This is a genomic window from Neobacillus sp. Fa239, from assembly GCF_055395235.1.
In genome coordinates this window covers 3,990,048-4,007,423 of record NZ_AP041611.1, presented here as the reverse complement: position 1 = coordinate 4,007,423, position 17,376 = coordinate 3,990,048, and the positions used below count along the sequence as shown (strand labels likewise).

Below are 17,376 nucleotides of genomic sequence, written 5' to 3'. Positions count from 1 at the left end.
AGGAGAGTGGCTGGATTGCCCTTGAAGAGGGAAAAAGAGCGTGAGCGGGTAAAGGAGAGCGGCTGGACTGCCCGTGAAGAAGGAAAAAGAGCATGAGCGGGTAAAGGAGAGTGGCTGGATTGCCCTTGAAGAGGGAAAAAGAGCGTGAGCGGGTAAAGGAGAGCGGCTGGACTGCCCGTGAAGAAGGAAAAAGAGCATGAGCGGGTAAAGGAGAGCGGCTGGATTGCCCGAGAAGAGGAAAAAAGAGCATGAGCGATCAAAGCAAATCAGCCACTTTGCCTGAAAAGGCCTCCAAGGCAATGAAAAAGACCTCTGTCCAAAACAGAAGTCCTTCAAGTAAATTATTTTTTCGTTTTAATTTTTCCAGTCCAGCCTTTGAAGCCGCCTTTTAAATGTGAAAGGTCTTTATAGCCTTTTCGATAGAGGAACTGTGCTGCACGGCCGCTCCGCATTCCGCTTTGGCAATATAAATAAACAGGCAAATCTGAACGAATTTCCTTCGAACGCATTCTCATTTGAGACATTGGAATATTCCGTGCTCCCAGGATATGACCAGCTTCAAATTCATTTGGCTCACGCACATCAATAAGCTGTGCTTTTCTGTAACCGGCACGGAACTCATCTTCAGATAGGGTTGTAACAATCCTCTTCTGATAAAAATGGGTGATGACTGAATAGATAACAAATGCTGCGATAACGATTAATAGAGAAATAAGTGAACTCAACTTCTTTTGCCCCTTTCAAGCTTTATTGCACTAACTTTTATTATATAAGTGAACCCTTTAATGAGTAAAGATACATTGAAATATTTCTTTTCCTGCCTAAATAATATTATACCAGAAATATTTTGTTTTGAATTCATATCAGAATTTGGTAGACTTATTTCGCATGCACTAATCTACATAAGAATGAGGTCTTGATTATGAAAAAAGAAGTTTGGCGTTTTATTGATTCAGGAAACGGATCCCCGTCCTTTAATATGGCCTTAGATGAAGCCTTACTCGATTGGCACAGTGAAGGAAAAATACCTCCAGTGATTAGGTTTTACGGATGGAATCCAGCAACATTGTCCATTGGCTACTTTCAAAAGGTTGATAAAGAAATAGACATGGACGCTGTTAAAGAACATCATCTTGGCTTTGTGCGGAGACCCACAGGGGGCCGAGGTGTTCTCCATGAACATGAACTTACCTACAGTGTTATCGTATCTGAAGAACACCCTGAAATGCCTCAAACCGTGACGGAAGCATATCGAGTCATTTCGGAAGGGATTTTAAAAGGTTTTCACCATTTAGGTTTAGATGCTTATTTTGCTGTACCGAAAACAGCAGAAGAAAGAGACGCGTTAAAAAGCCCGCGGTCAGCTGTTTGTTTTGATGCCCCGAGCTGGTATGAGCTAGTTGTCGAAGGACGAAAAGTGGCCGGCAGTGCCCAAACTAGACAAAAAGGCGTAATTTTACAGCACGGATCGATTCTCTTGGATCTGGAAGAGGACAAACTGTTCAGTTTATTCAAATATCCAAATGAAAGAGTAAAAGAACGGATGCAAAAAGCGTTTAAAAATAAAGCAGTAGCCATCAATGAGATTAGTCCAAGAAGAATCACGCTTGAGGAAGCAAAAGAGGCTTTCCATAAAGGTTTTGAAGAGGGATTAAATATCGAACTTGAACCATATGTGTTAACGGAAGAAGAAATGGCATATGTTCAAAAACTGGCCAAAGAGCGATATGAAAGTGTTGAGTGGAATTTTAAACGATAAATAGCGGCTGTCAGCCGCTTTTTTTTTGTGGCAATAAGCATATGTCAAATGACCTATTTTAAAAAAGAGCAACCTGTGAAATTTGTAGAAATTACTCGTTTTAACGCAAAAAACAAATAAAATCTTTAATTCTCTCGAAAATCTAGTTTCTTTTATGTTTGACAAATTTTTTGTTTTTTGCCTAAATTACAATATGTAGTAGTGTCGAAAATATTTTCGGTACTATATATTGATTTTTTTTCGAGATATGATACCCTTTGTATATTAAGACAACTAGATATAGCGTAACAATCTAGAATCTAGCAAAAGATAGAGCTTTAATTATGAAGGAGTTGTTCTCATGTCTATTGTGTTTAGACAAAAAATGAATATTGATTTCGAGAGGTTGAATGAGGAGATCCGCTTATTTCCCCAGGTACACCCAGTTACCCCTGATATGAAAATAACTCACAAGGGTGTTTCACGTTTGGTCATGCTAGACCGTTACACCTTTAAAGACACTGAAAAAATTACCCTCAAAAATGGCGACTTTGTTGTTCTAACAATTAAAGAGGATCCAAAATTTCCAGCTCGCGGACTCGGATACATCAAGGAAATCGACTGGGAGAATAAAAAGGCGAAGGTTTTAGTAGAAGAGGAATTTCGAGGAGTTCTTGATGGTGTAGAAGCAAATACAGGAATTATCAACCGCTCACTGGATGTAATCGAAAAACCGTTAGAAATTTTTTATGAACAGATTGCAAAACGAAATGCAACAGGATTGGCATCAGTGGAAACAACAGAGGAAAAACGGAAAGAGTGGTTTGAAAAGTTTTATAGCGAGCTTGTGAACATGAACTTTATTCCGGCAGGCAGGGTGCTTTATGGTGCAGGAGCAAACACCGATGTGACCTTTTTTAATTGTTACGTGATGCCTTTTGTGGCAGATTCTCGTGAAGGAATTTCCGATCACCGGAAGCAGGTAATGGAGATCATGAGCCGGGGCGGCGGTGTTGGAACGAATGGTTCAACATTAAGACCGAGAAACACCTTGGCAAGAGGCGTAAATGGTAAATCATCTGGGTCAGTATCATGGCTGGATGATATTGCGAAATTGACGCATTTGGTAGAGCAAGGTGGGTCCCGTTAACTAACTCCAACGGCGGGATTAAAATCTCGTGAATTGCTGGAACACCCTTAGAGCTTTATCAACCACAACGTGACCGGCAACGGTGAGCGTGAAGGTTTGAAAATGATAAGGATTGGGCAATCAGCAGCGAAGCTTCTCTGGAAACGGAGATGAACGTTCAACGACTATTGAAATTTCCTAAAGTTTTAAAAACTAAGGAAAAAGTAAACCATTATTCTGGTAACGGAATAATCGGGGCACGAGACAAAGATTTTATCTTTGATGATATAGTTCTGATCTCATGTGAAAGCATGAGAGCTAGGCAGAAATGACCTAGCCACTCGAATAATTGAGTGTAACAAAAAGCGTGGAGCTCAGATGATCATGCTGGCTGACTGGCATCCAGACATCATAGAATTCATTATTTCAAAAATGCAAAATCCAAGAATTTTACGATTCTTAATTGAAAATACAAAAGATGAAACCATCAAAAAGCAAGCGAAAGATAAGTTGAAATTTACACCATTAAATATGCTAGAAACGGCCATGTACCAGGGGATTGTGAATTATAAAAACATTCCAGGGTTTGGCGGTTTCAGCCAAGGAATTATCGCTGATGCAGAAGAAAAACTGGAGGTCGGAGGAACATTTACCGTCCATAATCCAGAATTTTTAACAGGTGCGAATATTTCAGTATGTTTAACAAAGGAATTTATGGAAGCAGTTGAATCAGATAGTGAATATGAACTTCGTTTTCCTTATGTTGAACACTATGATGAAGAAGAAATGAAAGTCTATAATGAAGAATGGCATAAAGTTGGAGATGTTCGTGAGTGGGAAAAACTCGGTCACAAAGTACGAGTTTACAAAAAAATTAAGGCCAAAGAACTTTGGAACTTGATTAACATTTGTGCCACATACTCTGCTGAACCAGGAATTTTCTTCATTGATAACGCCAATGACATGACAAATGCTAAAGCCTATGGTCAAAAAGTTGTAGCAACAAACCCATGTGGAGAACAACCCCTTGCACCATTTTCAGTCTGTAACCTTGCAGCTGTAAATCTTGCAGAAATGGCTGACAAGAATACGAAACAAGTTGATTTTGAAAAACTAAAGAAAACAGTTTCAGTTGGTGTCAGAATGCAAGACAACGTCATCAATGCCACTCCATACTTCCTGGAAGAAAACAAAAAGCAAGCCTTAGGTGAGAGACGTGTTGGCTTAGGAGTAATGGGATTACATGATTTACTAATTTACTGTGAAACCGAGTATGGGTCCGAAAAAGGTAACCAGCTTGTCGATCAGGTTTTTGAAACAATAGCAATAACTGCTTATCAAACATCTGTAGAACTGGCAAAAGAAAAGGGAAGCTTCCCATTCTTAACTGGTGAAACAACTGAAGAAACCAATCGTTTGAGACAGGCATTTATTGATACTGGATATATGAAAAAAATGCCTGAAAATATCCGCCAATCTATTTTAGAAAACGGAATTAGAAATTCACACTTACTAACTGTTGCTCCTACGGGATCCACTGGTACGATGGTTGGCGTCTCTACAGGGCTTGAACCTTATTTCTCATTTTCCTATTTCAGAAGTGGACGCCTCGGTAAATTTATCGAAGTAAATGCGGACATCGTTCAAGAGTATTTAGAACAACATCCAGAAGCAGACTCTAATAATCTTCCAAGCTGGTTTATTACTGCCATGGAGCTTGCCCCTGAGGCTCATGCTGATGTGCAATGTGTCATCCAGCGCTGGATTGACAGCTCAATTAGTAAGACAGTTAACGCACCAAAAGGGTATAGTGTAGAACAAGTTGAAAAGGTCTATGAGCGTTTATACCGTGGTGGGGCCAAAGGTGGTACCGTTTATGTAGATGGATCACGTGATTCTCAAGTTCTAACCCTTAAAGCAGAAGATAACACAAATGAACAATTATCAATGTTTGATGATAAACAGAAGCAGCATGTTGTCCTCGTCGATACAATCAGTGACCTTCGATCCACGGATGTAACAATCGGATCGGAAGTAGGCAATACTTGTCCGGTGTGCCGCCAAGGAAAAGTAAAAGAAATCGGCGGCTGCAATACATGCACTGATTGTGGTGCTCAATTAAAATGCGGACTATAAAAATGTCTAAAGAGGTTGCCTAAGGGCAGCTTCTTTTCTTTTATTTAGGCCTAAGAGGTTGATAATTAGCAATGCAAAATAAATATCTCTAAATTTACAAAGGATCATATTACATACCCAACGTTCATACAGTCGAAAAATCCTATGCAATAAAAATAAAATGACAAAAGGACTACAAATAAGACATGAATAGATAGTAATTTAGCACTTTAAGTCGAAATTTGTAATACAACTGTAATATCCCTGTGATTTGTCTGTTAAGCATATTTTGTATAGTAAAGATAACAAAACAGGCACTCCAGGAGGAAAACAAATGTTTAAAAAACTTATCGCAATCTTAGCTTTAGCAATTACCTTAAGTTCAATGTTTACCTCTATGGGTGATAAGGCGGAAGCAGCATACTATCATACGAAAGCGATTGCAGTAGCAAAAGCAAATCTTGGCGTACCATATGTATGGGGCGGAATGACACCAAGAGGTTTTGACTGTTCAGGACTTGTAAGTTACTCATTTGGTAGAGCAGGTAAATCGCTACCACATTCAGCGGCACAAATGTTTTATACCAAGGGTTATCGTGTAAGTTCCTTGCAGGTAGGAGATCTAATGTTTTTTGGACCAAATAAAGCAAGCAGACCAACACATGTTGCCATTTACATTGGAAGCGGTAAAATGATTCAGGCTTCAACTTCACAAGGCGTATCGATTACCTATACAAGCAACAGCTATTGGAAACCAAGATACATTGGAGCAAAACGTATATAGACAAACTCAAAGAGCATCGATAACAATTCGATGTTCTTTTTATTTACCTTAAAAATTTTCTTTTTGTCCGCCGTACTATTTTTACAAGGATCTGCTTAAAGATGTAAAAATGAGTACATCATTGGGAGTGGCTGCCATGAAAATAGACGGCGTTTTTTCTGGGGGAGGATTAAAAGGATACGCGTTAATTGGGGCCTATGAAGAAATTGAAAAGCGAGGATTTCAATTTGAAAGATTGGCGGGAACAAGTGCTGGGGCGATTGTTGCTGCATTGATTGCAGCAGGATATACAAGTCAAGAAATACATCAAATGATTGATGAATTGGATGTTAAACAAATGCTTGATGAACGAAAAAGCTTTATTCCATTTTCGTTAGCAAAGTGGATATATGTTTATTGGAGGCTTGGTTTATATAAAGGGGATGCATTTGAAAATTGGATGAAAGAAAAATTAGCGGCTAAAGGGCTAAAAACATTCTCAGACCTGCCGCAGAATAAGCTAAGAGTAGTTGCCTCAGATCTTTCAAACGGACAGCTGGTCGTGCTGCCGGATGACTTGGAGAAATACGGGATTTCTTCCAGGACTTTTTCTATTTCGAAGGCAATCCGAATGAGCTGCAGTATTCCCTATTTTTATGAGCCAGTAAAAATGCGGTCAATCGATGGAATTAATATTATCGTTGATGGGGGCGTTTTAAGCAATTTCCCCATTTGGCTTTTTGAAAATGAGGAGAGCCAAAAAATTAGACCAGTTTTAGGAATCAAGTTAAATGTGAGTGAGCATGAACATGAAAAGCATCGGATACAGAATGGAATTCAATTATTTGGTGCCCTATTCGAAACGATGAAGGATGCGCATGACGCCAGATACATTTCTAAAAAACATGCTAAAAATATTATTTTTATTCCCGCAGATTGGGTGCCAACAATCGAATTTTCGATAACAGAAGAAAAGAAGAGGAATATGTATCTAACCGGTAAGGTTTATACTGAAAGGTTTTTAAAAACATGGACTTATTAAAAAGAAAAATCGAGCGTCAAAATGACGCTCGATTTTTCTTTTTTCCCTTTTTCCCGTCGATAACGGTTAAATGAGCGGGAGCTTTCTTTTTTGATCTGTTTTTCTTTAAGGTGGTTAGGGTGCCGAGAGAAGAGCTCTTTCCTAGTGGCTCTCCACTTTTTTGCTGCAATCGTTTTTTTGATCTTTTTGCTGCTTTAAGAAATGCTCGCTGCTCTTTTTTATTAGGGCTCGTATTTGAAAACCATCGAACAACAAGGTATAGGGCTATGCAAATCATAGCAATGATAGCAATACTCTTGAGAGAACCTAGAAAATCTGTTGTTATGGAACTGACAATACCAACTAAAGCAAGGATGATAAGTATACCAACAATCAGCGCGGATGTCCGATTTTTCAAGAAAGCCACCTCCCTAGAAGCAATATAAGCATTTTTTTATTCTTTTAAACCCGACAAACAAAAGATTTAAACGATTTCTTCTGTTAATGTCTTGTCTTCAGTCGCCTTTTCCATTTTTAACAATTCAGTAAAGGAAAGAATGGCTACCTCTACTTGTTCATTATTCGGTTCTTTGGTTGTTAACAACTGAAGCCATAAGCCCGGGAGTCCTAAATATTTCAATACTGGAATGTCCCTTACTTTGTTCGTAATCTGCAAGACCTCAAAAGCAATCCCCAGAACTACCGGAATTAAAGCAAGACGGTCGACAACCCGTAACCATAATGGCGTTGTAGGAACTGCCATGTAAACAAATACACCCACAATGACGGTAAATATGATAAAACTGCTTCCACAGCGATAATGAAGGCGTGAATGAGCCTGAACATTTTCAACTGTCAATTCTACTCCGTTTTCAAAGGTATTTATTACTTTATGCTCTGCACCATGATATTGAAACACTCTTTTTACTAATGGAGTAAGCGATACAAAGTATATATAGCAAAGCAGTAAGATAAGCTTAAAAAAGCCTTCCACTAACACTTGAGCCATATCCGATGGAAAAATCGGTTTTGTGAGGACCGCCAAAAAAACGGGAATCAAAGTAAAAGCGAATTTCCCAAATAAAAATGAGATAACACCGATGACGGCAACTCCCAGATACATGGATAGTTTAGAAACTTCCTTTTCTTTCAGTGTATGATCATCTTTTGGATCAACATCATATCTTTCGCTGGAAAAATTTAAATGCTTTGAACCATTAGCACTTGCTTCAATAATGGATATAATTCCACGAAGAAAAGGGATTTTCTTTAGCATAGTTAATTTTGGATTTGTTTTGCGAGGTAAACGATAATATTCAACAGAATGATCCTTTCTGCGAATCGCGGTAACATAATGATGTTTACCGCCAAACATAACACCTTCGACAACCGCTTGGCCGCCGTAAACTGGTTTTTGAGAATTGGACATGTACATTACACCAACCTATACGATAGTTGCACACAAGCAGAAAAGATAAATCTGTATGTACATAATTTATTCTACTAGAAAAGCGAAAAAACCTCTAGGAATGTAATAATAATTCCAATTAAATTTACAAAAAATTTTTTGCATGCAATGGATTGAAGTCCTAAGGGCATAATAGACGGTAGTACATCAAAAAGGCTCTTAATTCCAATGGATTAAAGAAAAGGAGGTTCATTCCATGGTAAACGAGCAAAAAGAAATGAATGATCCCAAAACAATGTCATTTTCGGCAATGGTTTTTTGGACAGGCTTATTTGGAGGGATTTTTTGGAGTTCATTAGGCTGGTTGGCATACTATTTTAATTTCACAGAAATTCGCCCTAATGTAATCCTCGAACCATGGGCACTTGGTTATTGGAAAAATGAATGGCTGGGTACAATCATTTCCATTATTATAATGGGGATTTTTTCAGTGGGAGCAGCATTTATTTATTATCTTGTTTTAAAAAGATTTAATGGTATTTGGGTTGGCCTTGGGTACGGAATTGTCTTATTTTTGCTAGTTTTTTTGGTTTTAAATCCGTTGTTTCCTGGAATAAAGCCATTTTTAAATCTGGGTAGAGATACTGTCATTACATCTATTTGTTTATATATCGTATATGGAATTTTCATTGGTTATTCCATTAATTACGAGTATCAGTTGAATTTTCATAAGAATAAAGAAGCAGCAACCTAGAAACAGGATTAGTCGTAATCGAAGCGATATGATAAAATAATTTTGGTTGCTAAAGTTCAATACATAAGACCGCCTTTTAAAGGAGAGGAAAGACTGATGGGAAAATTAGAAAAATTAAGAGCAAGCTTTTCAGCCAATGGTATTGATGGAATTTTAATTACAAGTCCATATAATCGCCGTTATATTTCAAATTTTACCGGAACAGCCGGAGTTGTTTTAATTAGTGCTGATAAGGCTCTATTTATTACTGATTTCCGTTATATGGAGCAGGCTTCAAAACAGTGCGAAGGATTTGAAATCATTAAGTTCTCGAGCACCATTCCTGAAGAAGTAGCAAACCAGGCAAAATTACTTGGCATTCAAAAGCTTGGATTTGAAGAAGATTATGTAACATATTCTTCAGTTAAAACCTTTCAAAAGGAAATTCAGTCAGAGCTTGTTCCGGTAGCAGGTTTAATTGAAAAATTACGCTTGATTAAGACGGAGTCAGAGATTAAGATAATAAAGGAAGCTGCGGATATTGCTGATGCGGCATTTAAACATATTATCGAATTCATTCGTCCCGGAAAGACTGAACTTGAGGTATCGAATGAATTAGAGTTTTTTATGAGAAGAGCTGGAGCAACATCTTCTTCTTTTGATACCATTGTTGCTTCCGGATATCGTTCTGCACTGCCACATGGGGTTGCAAGTGACAAAGTTATTGAAACAGGAGATTTTGTTACTCTTGATTTTGGAGCTTATTACAAGGGCTATGTCTCTGACATCACAAGAACTGTAGCCGTTGGTGAACCTGATGCCAAACTGAAAGAAATATATCAAATTGTTCTTGAAGCACAGTTGCTGGGCATGGCAGGTTTTAAACCGGGAATAACTGGTATTGAAGCTGATGCAATAACAAGGGATTACATCACTGAAAAAGGGTATGGGGAATTCTTTGGTCATTCAACCGGCCATGGAATCGGTTTGGAAATTCATGAAGGTCCTGCTCTTTCTTCCCGTTCGAAAATTGTATTAGAACCAGGGATGGTTGTTACATGTGAACCGGGGATTTATATCGCTGGTCTTGGCGGAGTTCGGATTGAAGATGATACCGTAATAACCAGGATGGAAATAAAGCACTTACTCAATCACCAAAAGAACTTATTATTTTGTAATAGACATTGGAGGATTTAATGCATGATTTCTGTTAATGATTTTAAAACAGGCTTAACAATTGAAGTTGATGGCGGCCTTTGGCGCGTTATGGATTTCCAGCACGTAAAACCAGGTAAAGGTGCTGCATTTGTTCGTTCGAAGCTTCGTAATCTTCGTACAGGTGCTGTACAGGAAAAAACATTCCGTGCAGGTGAAAAAGTGGAAAAGGCACAAATTGACAATAACAAAATGCAATATTTATATGCTAGCGGTGACCAGCACGTATTTATGGATATGGAATCATATGAGCAGGTTGAACTGCCAGCGAACAGTATTGAATACGAATTAAAGTTTCTAAAAGAAAATATGGAAGTATTCATAATGATGTTCCAAGGTGAAACACTTGGAGTTGAACTTCCAAACACAGTTGTTCTTGAAGTAACAGAAACAGAGCCAGGGATTAAAGGAGATACTGCTTCCGGCGGTACAAAGCCTGCTACACTTGAGACAGGATTAACCGTTCAAGTTCCTTTCTTTGTAAACCAAGGGGACAAGTTAATTATCAATACAACAGAAGCATCCTACGTATCACGTGCATAAAGAAAAAAAGCCTTTAACCAATTCTCGGTTAAAGGCTTTTTTGTATAGTTTGTGAAATTCCAGCCATATAGCTTTGAACAATTAGTAAACTTCACCAAATAGTAAGAATTATAAGCTATATGATTAAATGATTTTGCTAAAATAAACTTGAAAAATATTAACTGAAAGGGGGAATAGAAAGATGAAAAAAATCCTTTCTTTTTTCATTTTCTGCATGGCCATGTCCCTAATTTTAGCAGGTTGCGGTTCCAAAATAAGCCAGGAAAAATGGACGCTTGATAAAAAAAACCAACCTTTTCCTGATTATGTGTTAAATTCCTCTGAAAAAGTGCAAGAAACTTATATGATGGCAGCAAAATATCCAGAGGTGGTCGCCAATGTGCCATGTTATTGTGGATGCGTGGTGGAGGGGCATAAGAGCAATCTTGATTGCTTCGTAAAGAAAATGGGTGCTAACAATTCGGTTGAAGAATGGGATTCCCATGGAATTGGATGTGATACTTGTATCGATATCGCCAGGGATTCAGTGGAAATGCATCTTGAAGGGAAAAGTCCAAAGGAGATTTATCAATTAATCACCGAAAAGTATCAGGACGTTGGTGACGGAACTCCAACGTCCGAACCTAAGTAAGAGAATACCCATGAAGAAAATATTATTTGGAATTTTTATATTGGCGTTATTTGGGATTAGTGTGGTTATGTATAATGAATATTTCCATAATAAAAACAAATTGGATGTTCCCAAAACGATCAGTGGTAATGCATATAATGGCAAGAGGCTATATACATTGTACTGTCTTACCTGTCATGGTGAAAATGGGGCAGGAATAAAGAAAATGGGACCGGCTCTTTCTACTCCACATTACTTGAAGACTACATCCGATCGGCAAATTTGGACTACCACTGCTTTTGGGAGGAAAGGTACTAGAATGGGTCCTTCCTTAAAAGGTTTGGATGGGGCGAGGCAATTAAAAAAAGAAGATATTACCGATATTGTTTCATATATCCGTTCCTTACAATCTCATAAGGAGTAATAAAGGAAAAAACCTTTGTCTTTTATCGGCGAGGTTTTTTTTATGTCGATTATTTTCCTACAAAATCATTTGTGAACAATTTGTTGTGGTTTTTTGACAAAAACATAACGATTTTAGGCGTTTAACAAAATGTTCAAGAGTGGGCCGACAATAAAGGTCGTATTACGATTATATTTATTTCAAAGAGGACTATAGTGAAAAATAGTAGATTCTGGTGATGGGTTTTTCACTTCAAGGAGGATTTATATGCGTATCAAAAAGTTGATGACGTTTTTCTTAATCGCATTATTTTTATCCAGTTTTGTCATTACTAAGGCAAGTGCTGAGACACGATTTCAGCCGGAAAAATTTCCATTTAAGGAAATGCAGATTCAGGTTATGCCGGAATTTGACTATCCTCTGGATTGGCCAAAAAATACTCCATCATTACTAGTCGGCCAGTACGGGACCATTACAAATAAAAGCGGTCAAGACTATAATGGGAAAATTGAAATACCGATTCCGGCAAAGGATAAGGGGTTTGAAACGAATTTAGTAGCAGAGTTCCCTGATCCCAATAAGCCGGAGGTGGAGCGTTCATATGTAGTAGATAAAGAAAAGGGAATTGTCTCATGGACACCGGCGAAGCCGATTAAAAAAAACCAGACTTATAAATTTGTCATCGAGTACTATACCAATACCATTGCAGTTCAGGATAAAAAGAGTTTTACATATGAACTTGCCAACAAAGCAACAATTGATGAGCTAAATGTCATTTTTTATGCTCCAATGAATGCTAAAAATATCCAGTTGGAGCCTAAATCACAAAATGCAACCAAGAGTGAATATGGGGAGGACCTCTATTATTACCAATATAAAAACGTAAAAATTGGTGAATCCCTAAAATATTCCTTCTCCTATAAAAAGGATGGAACAGAATCAACCATGGCAGTGATTAATAAACAGCAGCCGCCAAATGATAGTACGCATAAAAGTGTCCAAAATGGAACGGCAACAAATCAAGTTTCAACAAGCGGTAACGATACAAACCAACCAATTATTGGTATTGGGGGATCGTTGATTATCGGAATCGCGATTATTATTGCAGGTGTTTTTGTTTACTTCGGCATAAAAGGAAAGAAGCCATCCAGTCCAAAAGGAACTAAGCTAAACAAACAGCAGAATGTAAAACAGCCTGCCAAAAAGGATAATAAATCACTTCATGCAGATGAGAAAAAGGAATTACGGAAAAAGCTTTTAACGGGGAAAATTGACCAAGAAACGTATGAGGAAGAAATGAAAAAATTGGTTTAACGGGGTGAATAGAATGAAAAAAAACACGATGGTTATTATCGGGGGATTCATTATTGCTGGAGCTATTGTCTTCCTCCTCATGGCCGCCACGCCTAGCTCCAGTGGTGTTGAACTAACATTGAAACAGTTAATAGCAACACAAGACCAGCACAAACATGATTATGTAACCGTTCAAGGTAATATTATCGAGAAATCAATAAAATGGAATCCTGAAAAAATTGAATTGCAATTTGATATTAAGGACGATCAAGGTGACTTATTACACGTCCTTTATAACGGGCCAAAGCCTGATAATTTCTCAGAAGGTGTTATCGCAATCCTGCAAGGGTCTCCAACAACCAAAGACCACTTTAAGGCAGAAACAGTAAAAACAAGATGTCCTTCCAAATATGAAGGCAAGAATGTTAAAGATATGCCAAAGAATTATGATCCTAAAACACATAAAGAAAAGACAAATGTGCCTCCTAAAGGAAACTAACAGGCAGACTATAAGAAGGTGAACGAAATGTATTTATTTGCAAACGCAACAATTTATCTCGGATTAGCGGTTGCTATATACGCACTCCTCATAACAACTCTGGGGATAAGTACAAAGAATCAAAAGTTTGTAAACAGTGGCAAAGGAGCAATGATTGCTTTATTTGTTTGTGCAGCATTCGCAATGCTTTCCTTGTTTTATCTTTTAGCAACGTCCCAATTTCAATATGAATATATAACGGATTATACGAGCCGTGATCTGCCCATTATCTATAAGTTAACGGCATTATGGGCAGGAAATGCAGGATCCTTGTTATTATGGACATTTTTCTTAACGCTTTACGCTGTGATGATTATTTTTTCAAGAAAAATGAAAGGAAACCCAATGGTTCCTTACATTTCTGCGATTCTTCTTGCAAATGCGGTTTTCTTCTTTTTCATTCTTGGTTTTGTGGCAAAACCATTTGCCCTTTTAACTAGTGTACCTGCGGATGGCAGGGGCTTGAATCCAATGCTGCAAAACCCGGGGATGATCATACACCCGGTTACACTTTACCTTGGCTATGTTGGTCTCTCCGTACCTTTTGCCTTTGCAATGGCTGCACTCATTATGAAAAATGTTGATGATTTCTGGATTAAAATGACAAGACGCTGGACGATTATTGCCTGGTTGTTCTTAAGTCTTGGAAATATTTTTGGCGCTCAGTGGGCTTATGTAGAACTTGGCTGGGGCGGATACTGGGCATGGGATCCAGTTGAAAATGCTTCCTTTATGCCATGGTTAACAGCGACAGCGTTTCTGCACTCCGTGATGATTCAAGAAAGAAAAAATATGTTGAAGGTTTGGAATATCAGTTTAATTATCGTTTCATATGCGCTTACGTTGTTTGGTACCTTCCTGGTTCGCAGTGGAGTACTAACCTCAGTCCACGCATTTGCTAATTCAAATCTAGGATTATATTTCCTTATTTTCATGGGAGTAGCGGTAATTGGAGCACTTTATGTACTAATGAGCAGATACAACCTTCTTAAAAGAAGCGCAGGGGAATTTACATCATTTGTATCAAAAGAAAGCAGCTTCTTAATTAACAATCTCTTACTTGTCGGAGCGGCGTTTGCTATATTCTGGGGCACGATTTTCCCGCTTGTTTCTGAAGCAGTTCGCGGCACAAAAGTAACGGTCGGGATTCCATTCTTTAATACAGTGGAAGCACCTATTCTATTATCGATGATGTTTGTAATGGCTGTCTGTCCATTGCTTGCCTGGCAGCGGTCAACCGTCAAAAATCTAAGAAAAAACTTCATGATTCCTGCTATTCTTGCAGTTATAGGCATGATTCTAATGGTGGTGCTTGGTATTCAAAAAGCATGGGCCGTCATTGGTTATGGAGTTATTATTCTATTATTTATTACACACTTTTTAGAGTTTTACAAAGGGGTAAAGGCACGAAGAAAGATGACGAAGGAAAGCCCGTTTGTCGCCTTGTACAGACTGATGATTAAAAACCGCCGCCGCTATGGAGGGTACCTTGTTCACTTAGGAATTGCTTTTATCACAATGGGGATTATCGGGTCGCAAAACTATGACCTGCAAACGATGAAAACTGTCCCTTTAGGCGGTTCAATTGATATTGGGGCCTACCGGATTAATTATGATCGTCTTGACCAGAAGAAAGAAAACAGCAACGACATTGTTTATGCAGATGTCACAGTATTTAAAAATGGTGAAAGACTTGGATCGTATGAACCTCAAAAAATATTTTATAATAACGCAGATTCAGAGCCATCATCACAAGTAGCGATTATTTCCTCTTTAAAAGAAGATTTATACATTGTATTAAGCGCCTGGGAAAACGATGGAAAGGCAACTTTTGTTGTAAAAGTAAATCCAATGATGGATTGGTTATGGATCGGTTCGTTCATGATTGTCATCGGTGCTCTGTTTGCCGTTTGGAATGGAAAATATCAAAATATCACTCCAAGATATACAGGAGTGCGTAAAGAGGTAGCTTAATATGAAAAATAAAACTTTTATTGGTCTCCTCATTATGGTCTTTATCTTACTGGCATCAAACACCATGGCAGAAGCAAAGCAAATTGATTATAAATCCGCGGCATTCAAAGCAGTTGCTTCACAATTTAACTGCACGTGCGGTTGTGGTCAGGATCATTATGAATGTGACCCCAATACATGCAGCCTGACGAAACAATTTAAAAAGGACCTTGTTGGTATGATGAATAAGGGCTGGGATAAGGATAAAATTCGTGCCTATTATGTCAATATCTATGGGGAAGAGGTTTTGACTGCTCCGGAGAAAAGCGGCTTCAGCTTAACAGTTTGGGTTCTCCCATTTGTGGTATTGGGCTTGGCTGCCGTGTCATTGTTTTTTATCATTCGTAAATGGGTGAAGAAAAAAGCCATTGATGAACCAATCATTGATCATGACTCTGACAAGGATGAAGTAGAAGGGGAAATCCTTTCCTCGATGATTGATGAGGAACGTAAAAAGTATCTTTAGGATGTGAAACATGATGCACGATATCTCAATCGTTTCAATGATTTTTACCATGGCTCTTTTGTTGGTTTGTCTATATTTAAGCATTTCACCGTTATTTAAGTGGGATTCCTTCTTGAATGGCAGTAGGAAAGCGGATCAGATTAGTGCAAAAGAGACTCTCTTGACAACGTTAAATGAACTGGAATTTGAATATAAAATGGAAAAAATCTCATATGCCGATTATCAAAACTTAAAGAAACAATATGAGGCACAAGTGGCTGCGATTATGAAAGAAGAAGAACAAGTAATAGTCAATAAAATTGATAAAGATTTAATGTCAGAAGTGGAAAAAGAAATCGAAGAAACAATGAAAACCTATAAAAAGAAAAAGGGGGAAGGAAAGTGATCAGGAAAATCACAGTCCTCTTCCTTGGACTAATGCTGCTTATTCCAATTTCCGGATTAGCAGCAGCAAACTCAAAAGTTTCTCTGGATTTAAATTATATTGTGGTCAGTCCTGCAGAAGATGGTTCTACTAATATTTCGAACATGTCTGATTATACGAATACATCTTCAAGTGTTTTTAATGGCGATGGAAAAGGGGAAGGAGTCATTAAGGTTACCCTGCCAGATGGGGCAACAAACCTAAAGCTTTTGGATAGCAAAGTTGCGTATAAAAAAGTTGCAACAGGTTTTGTTACAACGGACCCTATTCCTGCAAATCAAAGTGTTGGTTTGCAATACAGCTATCAAATACCAAAAGGGAAAAATATCAATATCAAATTTGATTATCCCGTTGAAATTATGCAGATCCTCGTTCCAGAAGGGATGGGAAGTGTAGAGTTTAAAGGAGTGAAATCCTCCAATCAAGGACTCTATAATTTTGATAATAAAAACTACTGGGAATATAGTGTGGAAGGCATAAAAGTGAATCAGACTTTTACCATGGTCTATAACAAAGACAAACAGCCTTCTTCAGATGGAGCACAGGAATCAACAGCGAATAGTAATACAGAAAAAACAAGTACAGTTACACAAACTGCACCTCCGTTTCATAACCCGGGACATATTCGCATGTGGGAGCAATCAGCATTGCATAACTTTAATCCACACGTCGTTCTGGTAGTGTTTATAGCGATCATCATTGCTGGTATTACCTATTTTGTCCACTTTAAAAGAAAAGCGCGGTTGGAGGAGGAAAGATTAGGAGCGGATAAGGAAGAAAAGGCTTTTCAGATGTTAATGGCAAAGCAAAAAACTATTATGGATAAAATTCTGGAATTAGAGGAGAACTTTGGCGAAGGGAATTTGTCGGAAAAGGAATATCATGCAAAGCTTGATGACTATAAACAGCATTTAATCCAAGTTAAATTAAACTTACGTCAATTTGTTGAGTAAGGCATGGATGG

16 protein-coding genes and 3 pseudogenes are annotated in these 17,376 nt (G+C 38.1%); 16 read left to right on the top strand and 3 right to left on the bottom strand.

The genetic code is table 11. The annotated features are described in order from the left end of the window. Positions 1–341 precede the first annotated feature (341 nt). Positions 342–725 (bottom strand): rhodanese-like domain-containing protein, encoded by a 384-nt coding sequence (locus ACZ5XR_RS19755; protein WP_464498105.1) that lies wholly within the window; start codon positions 723–725, stop codon positions 342–344. A gap of 197 nt (positions 726–922) precedes the next feature. Between ACZ5XR_RS19755 and ACZ5XR_RS19750 the strand changes: the two genes are divergently transcribed. The 5 genes and pseudogenes from ACZ5XR_RS19750 to ACZ5XR_RS19730 all read left to right on the top strand — a co-directional run bounded on the left by ACZ5XR_RS19750 (position 923) and on the right by ACZ5XR_RS19730 (position 6,787). Beyond that, the gene (locus tag ACZ5XR_RS19750) at positions 923–1,759 is read left to right on the top strand and encodes a lipoate--protein ligase family protein (protein ID WP_464498104.1); all 837 of its coding nucleotides are present in this window, start codon (positions 923–925) and stop codon (positions 1,757–1,759) included. A 340-nt stretch (positions 1,760–2,099) separates the two neighbouring features. Continuing rightward, positions 2,100–2,882 (top strand): annotated as a pseudogene (locus ACZ5XR_RS19745) (ribonucleotide reductase N-terminal alpha domain-containing protein); the annotation flags it as partial. A 327-nt stretch (positions 2,883–3,209) separates the two neighbouring features. Further along, positions 3,210–5,003: pseudogene (locus ACZ5XR_RS19740) on the top strand (vitamin B12-dependent ribonucleotide reductase); the annotation flags it as partial. Between the two features lie 313 nt (positions 5,004–5,316). Further along, the gene (locus ACZ5XR_RS19735) at positions 5,317–5,766 is read left to right on the top strand and encodes a C40 family peptidase (protein ID WP_464498103.1); all 450 of its coding nucleotides are present in this window, start codon (positions 5,317–5,319) and stop codon (positions 5,764–5,766) included. Positions 5,767–5,902: 136 nt separating this feature from the next. Next, positions 5,903–6,787, top strand: coding sequence for a patatin-like phospholipase family protein (locus ACZ5XR_RS19730; RefSeq protein WP_464502385.1), 885 nt, complete (start codon positions 5,903–5,905; stop codon positions 6,785–6,787). 16 nt (positions 6,788–6,803) lie between these two features. On the opposite strand, the gene ACZ5XR_RS19725 is transcribed toward ACZ5XR_RS19730, so the two are convergent. After that, positions 6,804–7,193: an SA1362 family protein gene (locus tag ACZ5XR_RS19725; protein ID WP_464498102.1), complete on the bottom strand. Its 390-nt coding sequence runs from the start codon at positions 7,191–7,193 to the stop codon at positions 6,804–6,806. A gap of 57 nt (positions 7,194–7,250) precedes the next feature. Continuing rightward, on the bottom strand, positions 7,251–8,195 hold the full coding sequence (locus ACZ5XR_RS19720; RefSeq protein WP_464498101.1) for a DUF1385 domain-containing protein: 945 nt from the start codon (positions 8,193–8,195) through the stop codon (positions 7,251–7,253). Between the two features lie 235 nt (positions 8,196–8,430). On the opposite strand from ACZ5XR_RS19720, the gene ACZ5XR_RS19715 reads away from it, so the two are divergent. The 11 genes and pseudogenes from ACZ5XR_RS19715 to ACZ5XR_RS19665 all read left to right on the top strand — a co-directional run bounded on the left by ACZ5XR_RS19715 (position 8,431) and on the right by ACZ5XR_RS19665 (position 17,365). Beyond that, positions 8,431–8,928: a YqhR family membrane protein gene (locus tag ACZ5XR_RS19715; protein WP_464498100.1), complete on the top strand. Its 498-nt coding sequence runs from the start codon at positions 8,431–8,433 to the stop codon at positions 8,926–8,928. Positions 8,929–9,024: 96 nt separating this feature from the next. Continuing rightward, positions 9,025–10,085, top strand: a pseudogene (locus tag ACZ5XR_RS19710) (M24 family metallopeptidase). Positions 10,086–10,107: 22 nt separating this feature from the next. After that, positions 10,108–10,665, top strand: coding sequence for an elongation factor P (gene efp, locus ACZ5XR_RS19705; protein ID WP_464498099.1), 558 nt, complete (start codon positions 10,108–10,110; stop codon positions 10,663–10,665). A gap of 181 nt (positions 10,666–10,846) precedes the next feature. Next, on the top strand, positions 10,847–11,296 hold the full coding sequence (locus tag ACZ5XR_RS19700; protein ID WP_464498097.1) for a PCYCGC motif-containing (lipo)protein: 450 nt from the start codon (positions 10,847–10,849) through the stop codon (positions 11,294–11,296). A 10-nt stretch (positions 11,297–11,306) separates the two neighbouring features. Further along, positions 11,307–11,699 carry a c-type cytochrome gene (locus ACZ5XR_RS19695; protein ID WP_464498096.1) on the top strand — a complete coding sequence of 131 codons (393 nt, stop codon included), beginning with the start codon at positions 11,307–11,309 and terminating at the stop codon, positions 11,697–11,699. Positions 11,700–11,945: 246 nt separating this feature from the next. Next, positions 11,946–12,992 carry a hypothetical protein gene (locus tag ACZ5XR_RS19690; RefSeq protein ID WP_464498094.1) on the top strand — a complete coding sequence of 349 codons (1,047 nt, stop codon included), beginning with the start codon at positions 11,946–11,948 and terminating at the stop codon, positions 12,990–12,992. 13 nt (positions 12,993–13,005) lie between these two features. Further along, complete coding sequence (locus tag ACZ5XR_RS19685; RefSeq protein ID WP_464498092.1) at positions 13,006–13,470, top strand: cytochrome c maturation protein CcmE; 465 nt, start codon at positions 13,006–13,008, stop codon at positions 13,468–13,470. 27 nt (positions 13,471–13,497) lie between these two features. Beyond that, the gene (locus ACZ5XR_RS19680; RefSeq protein WP_464498091.1) at positions 13,498–15,483 is read left to right on the top strand and encodes a heme lyase CcmF/NrfE family subunit; all 1,986 of its coding nucleotides are present in this window, start codon (positions 13,498–13,500) and stop codon (positions 15,481–15,483) included. A gap of 1 nt (position 15,484) precedes the next feature. Beyond that, positions 15,485–15,988, top strand: coding sequence for a cytochrome c-type biogenesis protein (locus tag ACZ5XR_RS19675; protein WP_464498089.1), 504 nt, complete (start codon positions 15,485–15,487; stop codon positions 15,986–15,988). A 10-nt stretch (positions 15,989–15,998) separates the two neighbouring features. Next, entirely contained in the window at positions 15,999–16,373 is a 375-nt protein-coding gene (locus ACZ5XR_RS19670) for a hypothetical protein (protein ID WP_464498088.1), read from the top strand. Then, complete coding sequence (locus ACZ5XR_RS19665) at positions 16,370–17,365, top strand: hypothetical protein (RefSeq protein WP_464498087.1); 996 nt, start codon at positions 16,370–16,372, stop codon at positions 17,363–17,365. Before ACZ5XR_RS19670 ends, ACZ5XR_RS19665 begins: the two co-directional genes overlap by 4 nt. Positions 17,366–17,376: the final 11 nt, after the last annotated feature.

What these genes read in the sequence shown, in the direction of transcription:
- efp (WP_464498099.1), top strand. Translation starts at nt 10,108, where the DNA reads ATGATTTCTGTTAATGATTTTAAAACAGGCTTAACAATTGAAGTTGAT.
- ACZ5XR_RS19675 (WP_464498089.1), top strand. Translation starts at nt 15,485, where the DNA reads ATGAAAAATAAAACTTTTATTGGTCTCCTCATTATGGTCTTTATCTTA.
- ACZ5XR_RS19750 (WP_464498104.1), top strand. Translation starts at nt 923, where the DNA reads ATGAAAAAAGAAGTTTGGCGTTTTATTGATTCAGGAAACGGATCCCCG.
- ACZ5XR_RS19680 (WP_464498091.1), top strand. Translation starts at nt 13,498, where the DNA reads ATGTATTTATTTGCAAACGCAACAATTTATCTCGGATTAGCGGTTGCT.
- ACZ5XR_RS19670 (WP_464498088.1), top strand. Translation starts at nt 15,999, where the DNA reads ATGATGCACGATATCTCAATCGTTTCAATGATTTTTACCATGGCTCTT.
- ACZ5XR_RS19695 (WP_464498096.1), top strand. Translation starts at nt 11,307, where the DNA reads ATGAAGAAAATATTATTTGGAATTTTTATATTGGCGTTATTTGGGATT.
- ACZ5XR_RS19730 (WP_464502385.1), top strand. Translation starts at nt 5,903, where the DNA reads ATGAAAATAGACGGCGTTTTTTCTGGGGGAGGATTAAAAGGATACGCG.
- ACZ5XR_RS19715 (WP_464498100.1), top strand. Translation starts at nt 8,431, where the DNA reads ATGGTAAACGAGCAAAAAGAAATGAATGATCCCAAAACAATGTCATTT.
- ACZ5XR_RS19735 (WP_464498103.1), top strand. Translation starts at nt 5,317, where the DNA reads ATGTTTAAAAAACTTATCGCAATCTTAGCTTTAGCAATTACCTTAAGT.
- ACZ5XR_RS19720 (WP_464498101.1), bottom strand. Translation starts at nt 8,195, where the DNA reads ATGTCCAATTCTCAAAAACCAGTTTACGGCGGCCAAGCGGTTGTCGAA.
- ACZ5XR_RS19700 (WP_464498097.1), top strand. Translation starts at nt 10,847, where the DNA reads ATGAAAAAAATCCTTTCTTTTTTCATTTTCTGCATGGCCATGTCCCTA.
- ACZ5XR_RS19690 (WP_464498094.1), top strand. Translation starts at nt 11,946, where the DNA reads ATGCGTATCAAAAAGTTGATGACGTTTTTCTTAATCGCATTATTTTTA.
- ACZ5XR_RS19685 (WP_464498092.1), top strand. Translation starts at nt 13,006, where the DNA reads ATGAAAAAAAACACGATGGTTATTATCGGGGGATTCATTATTGCTGGA.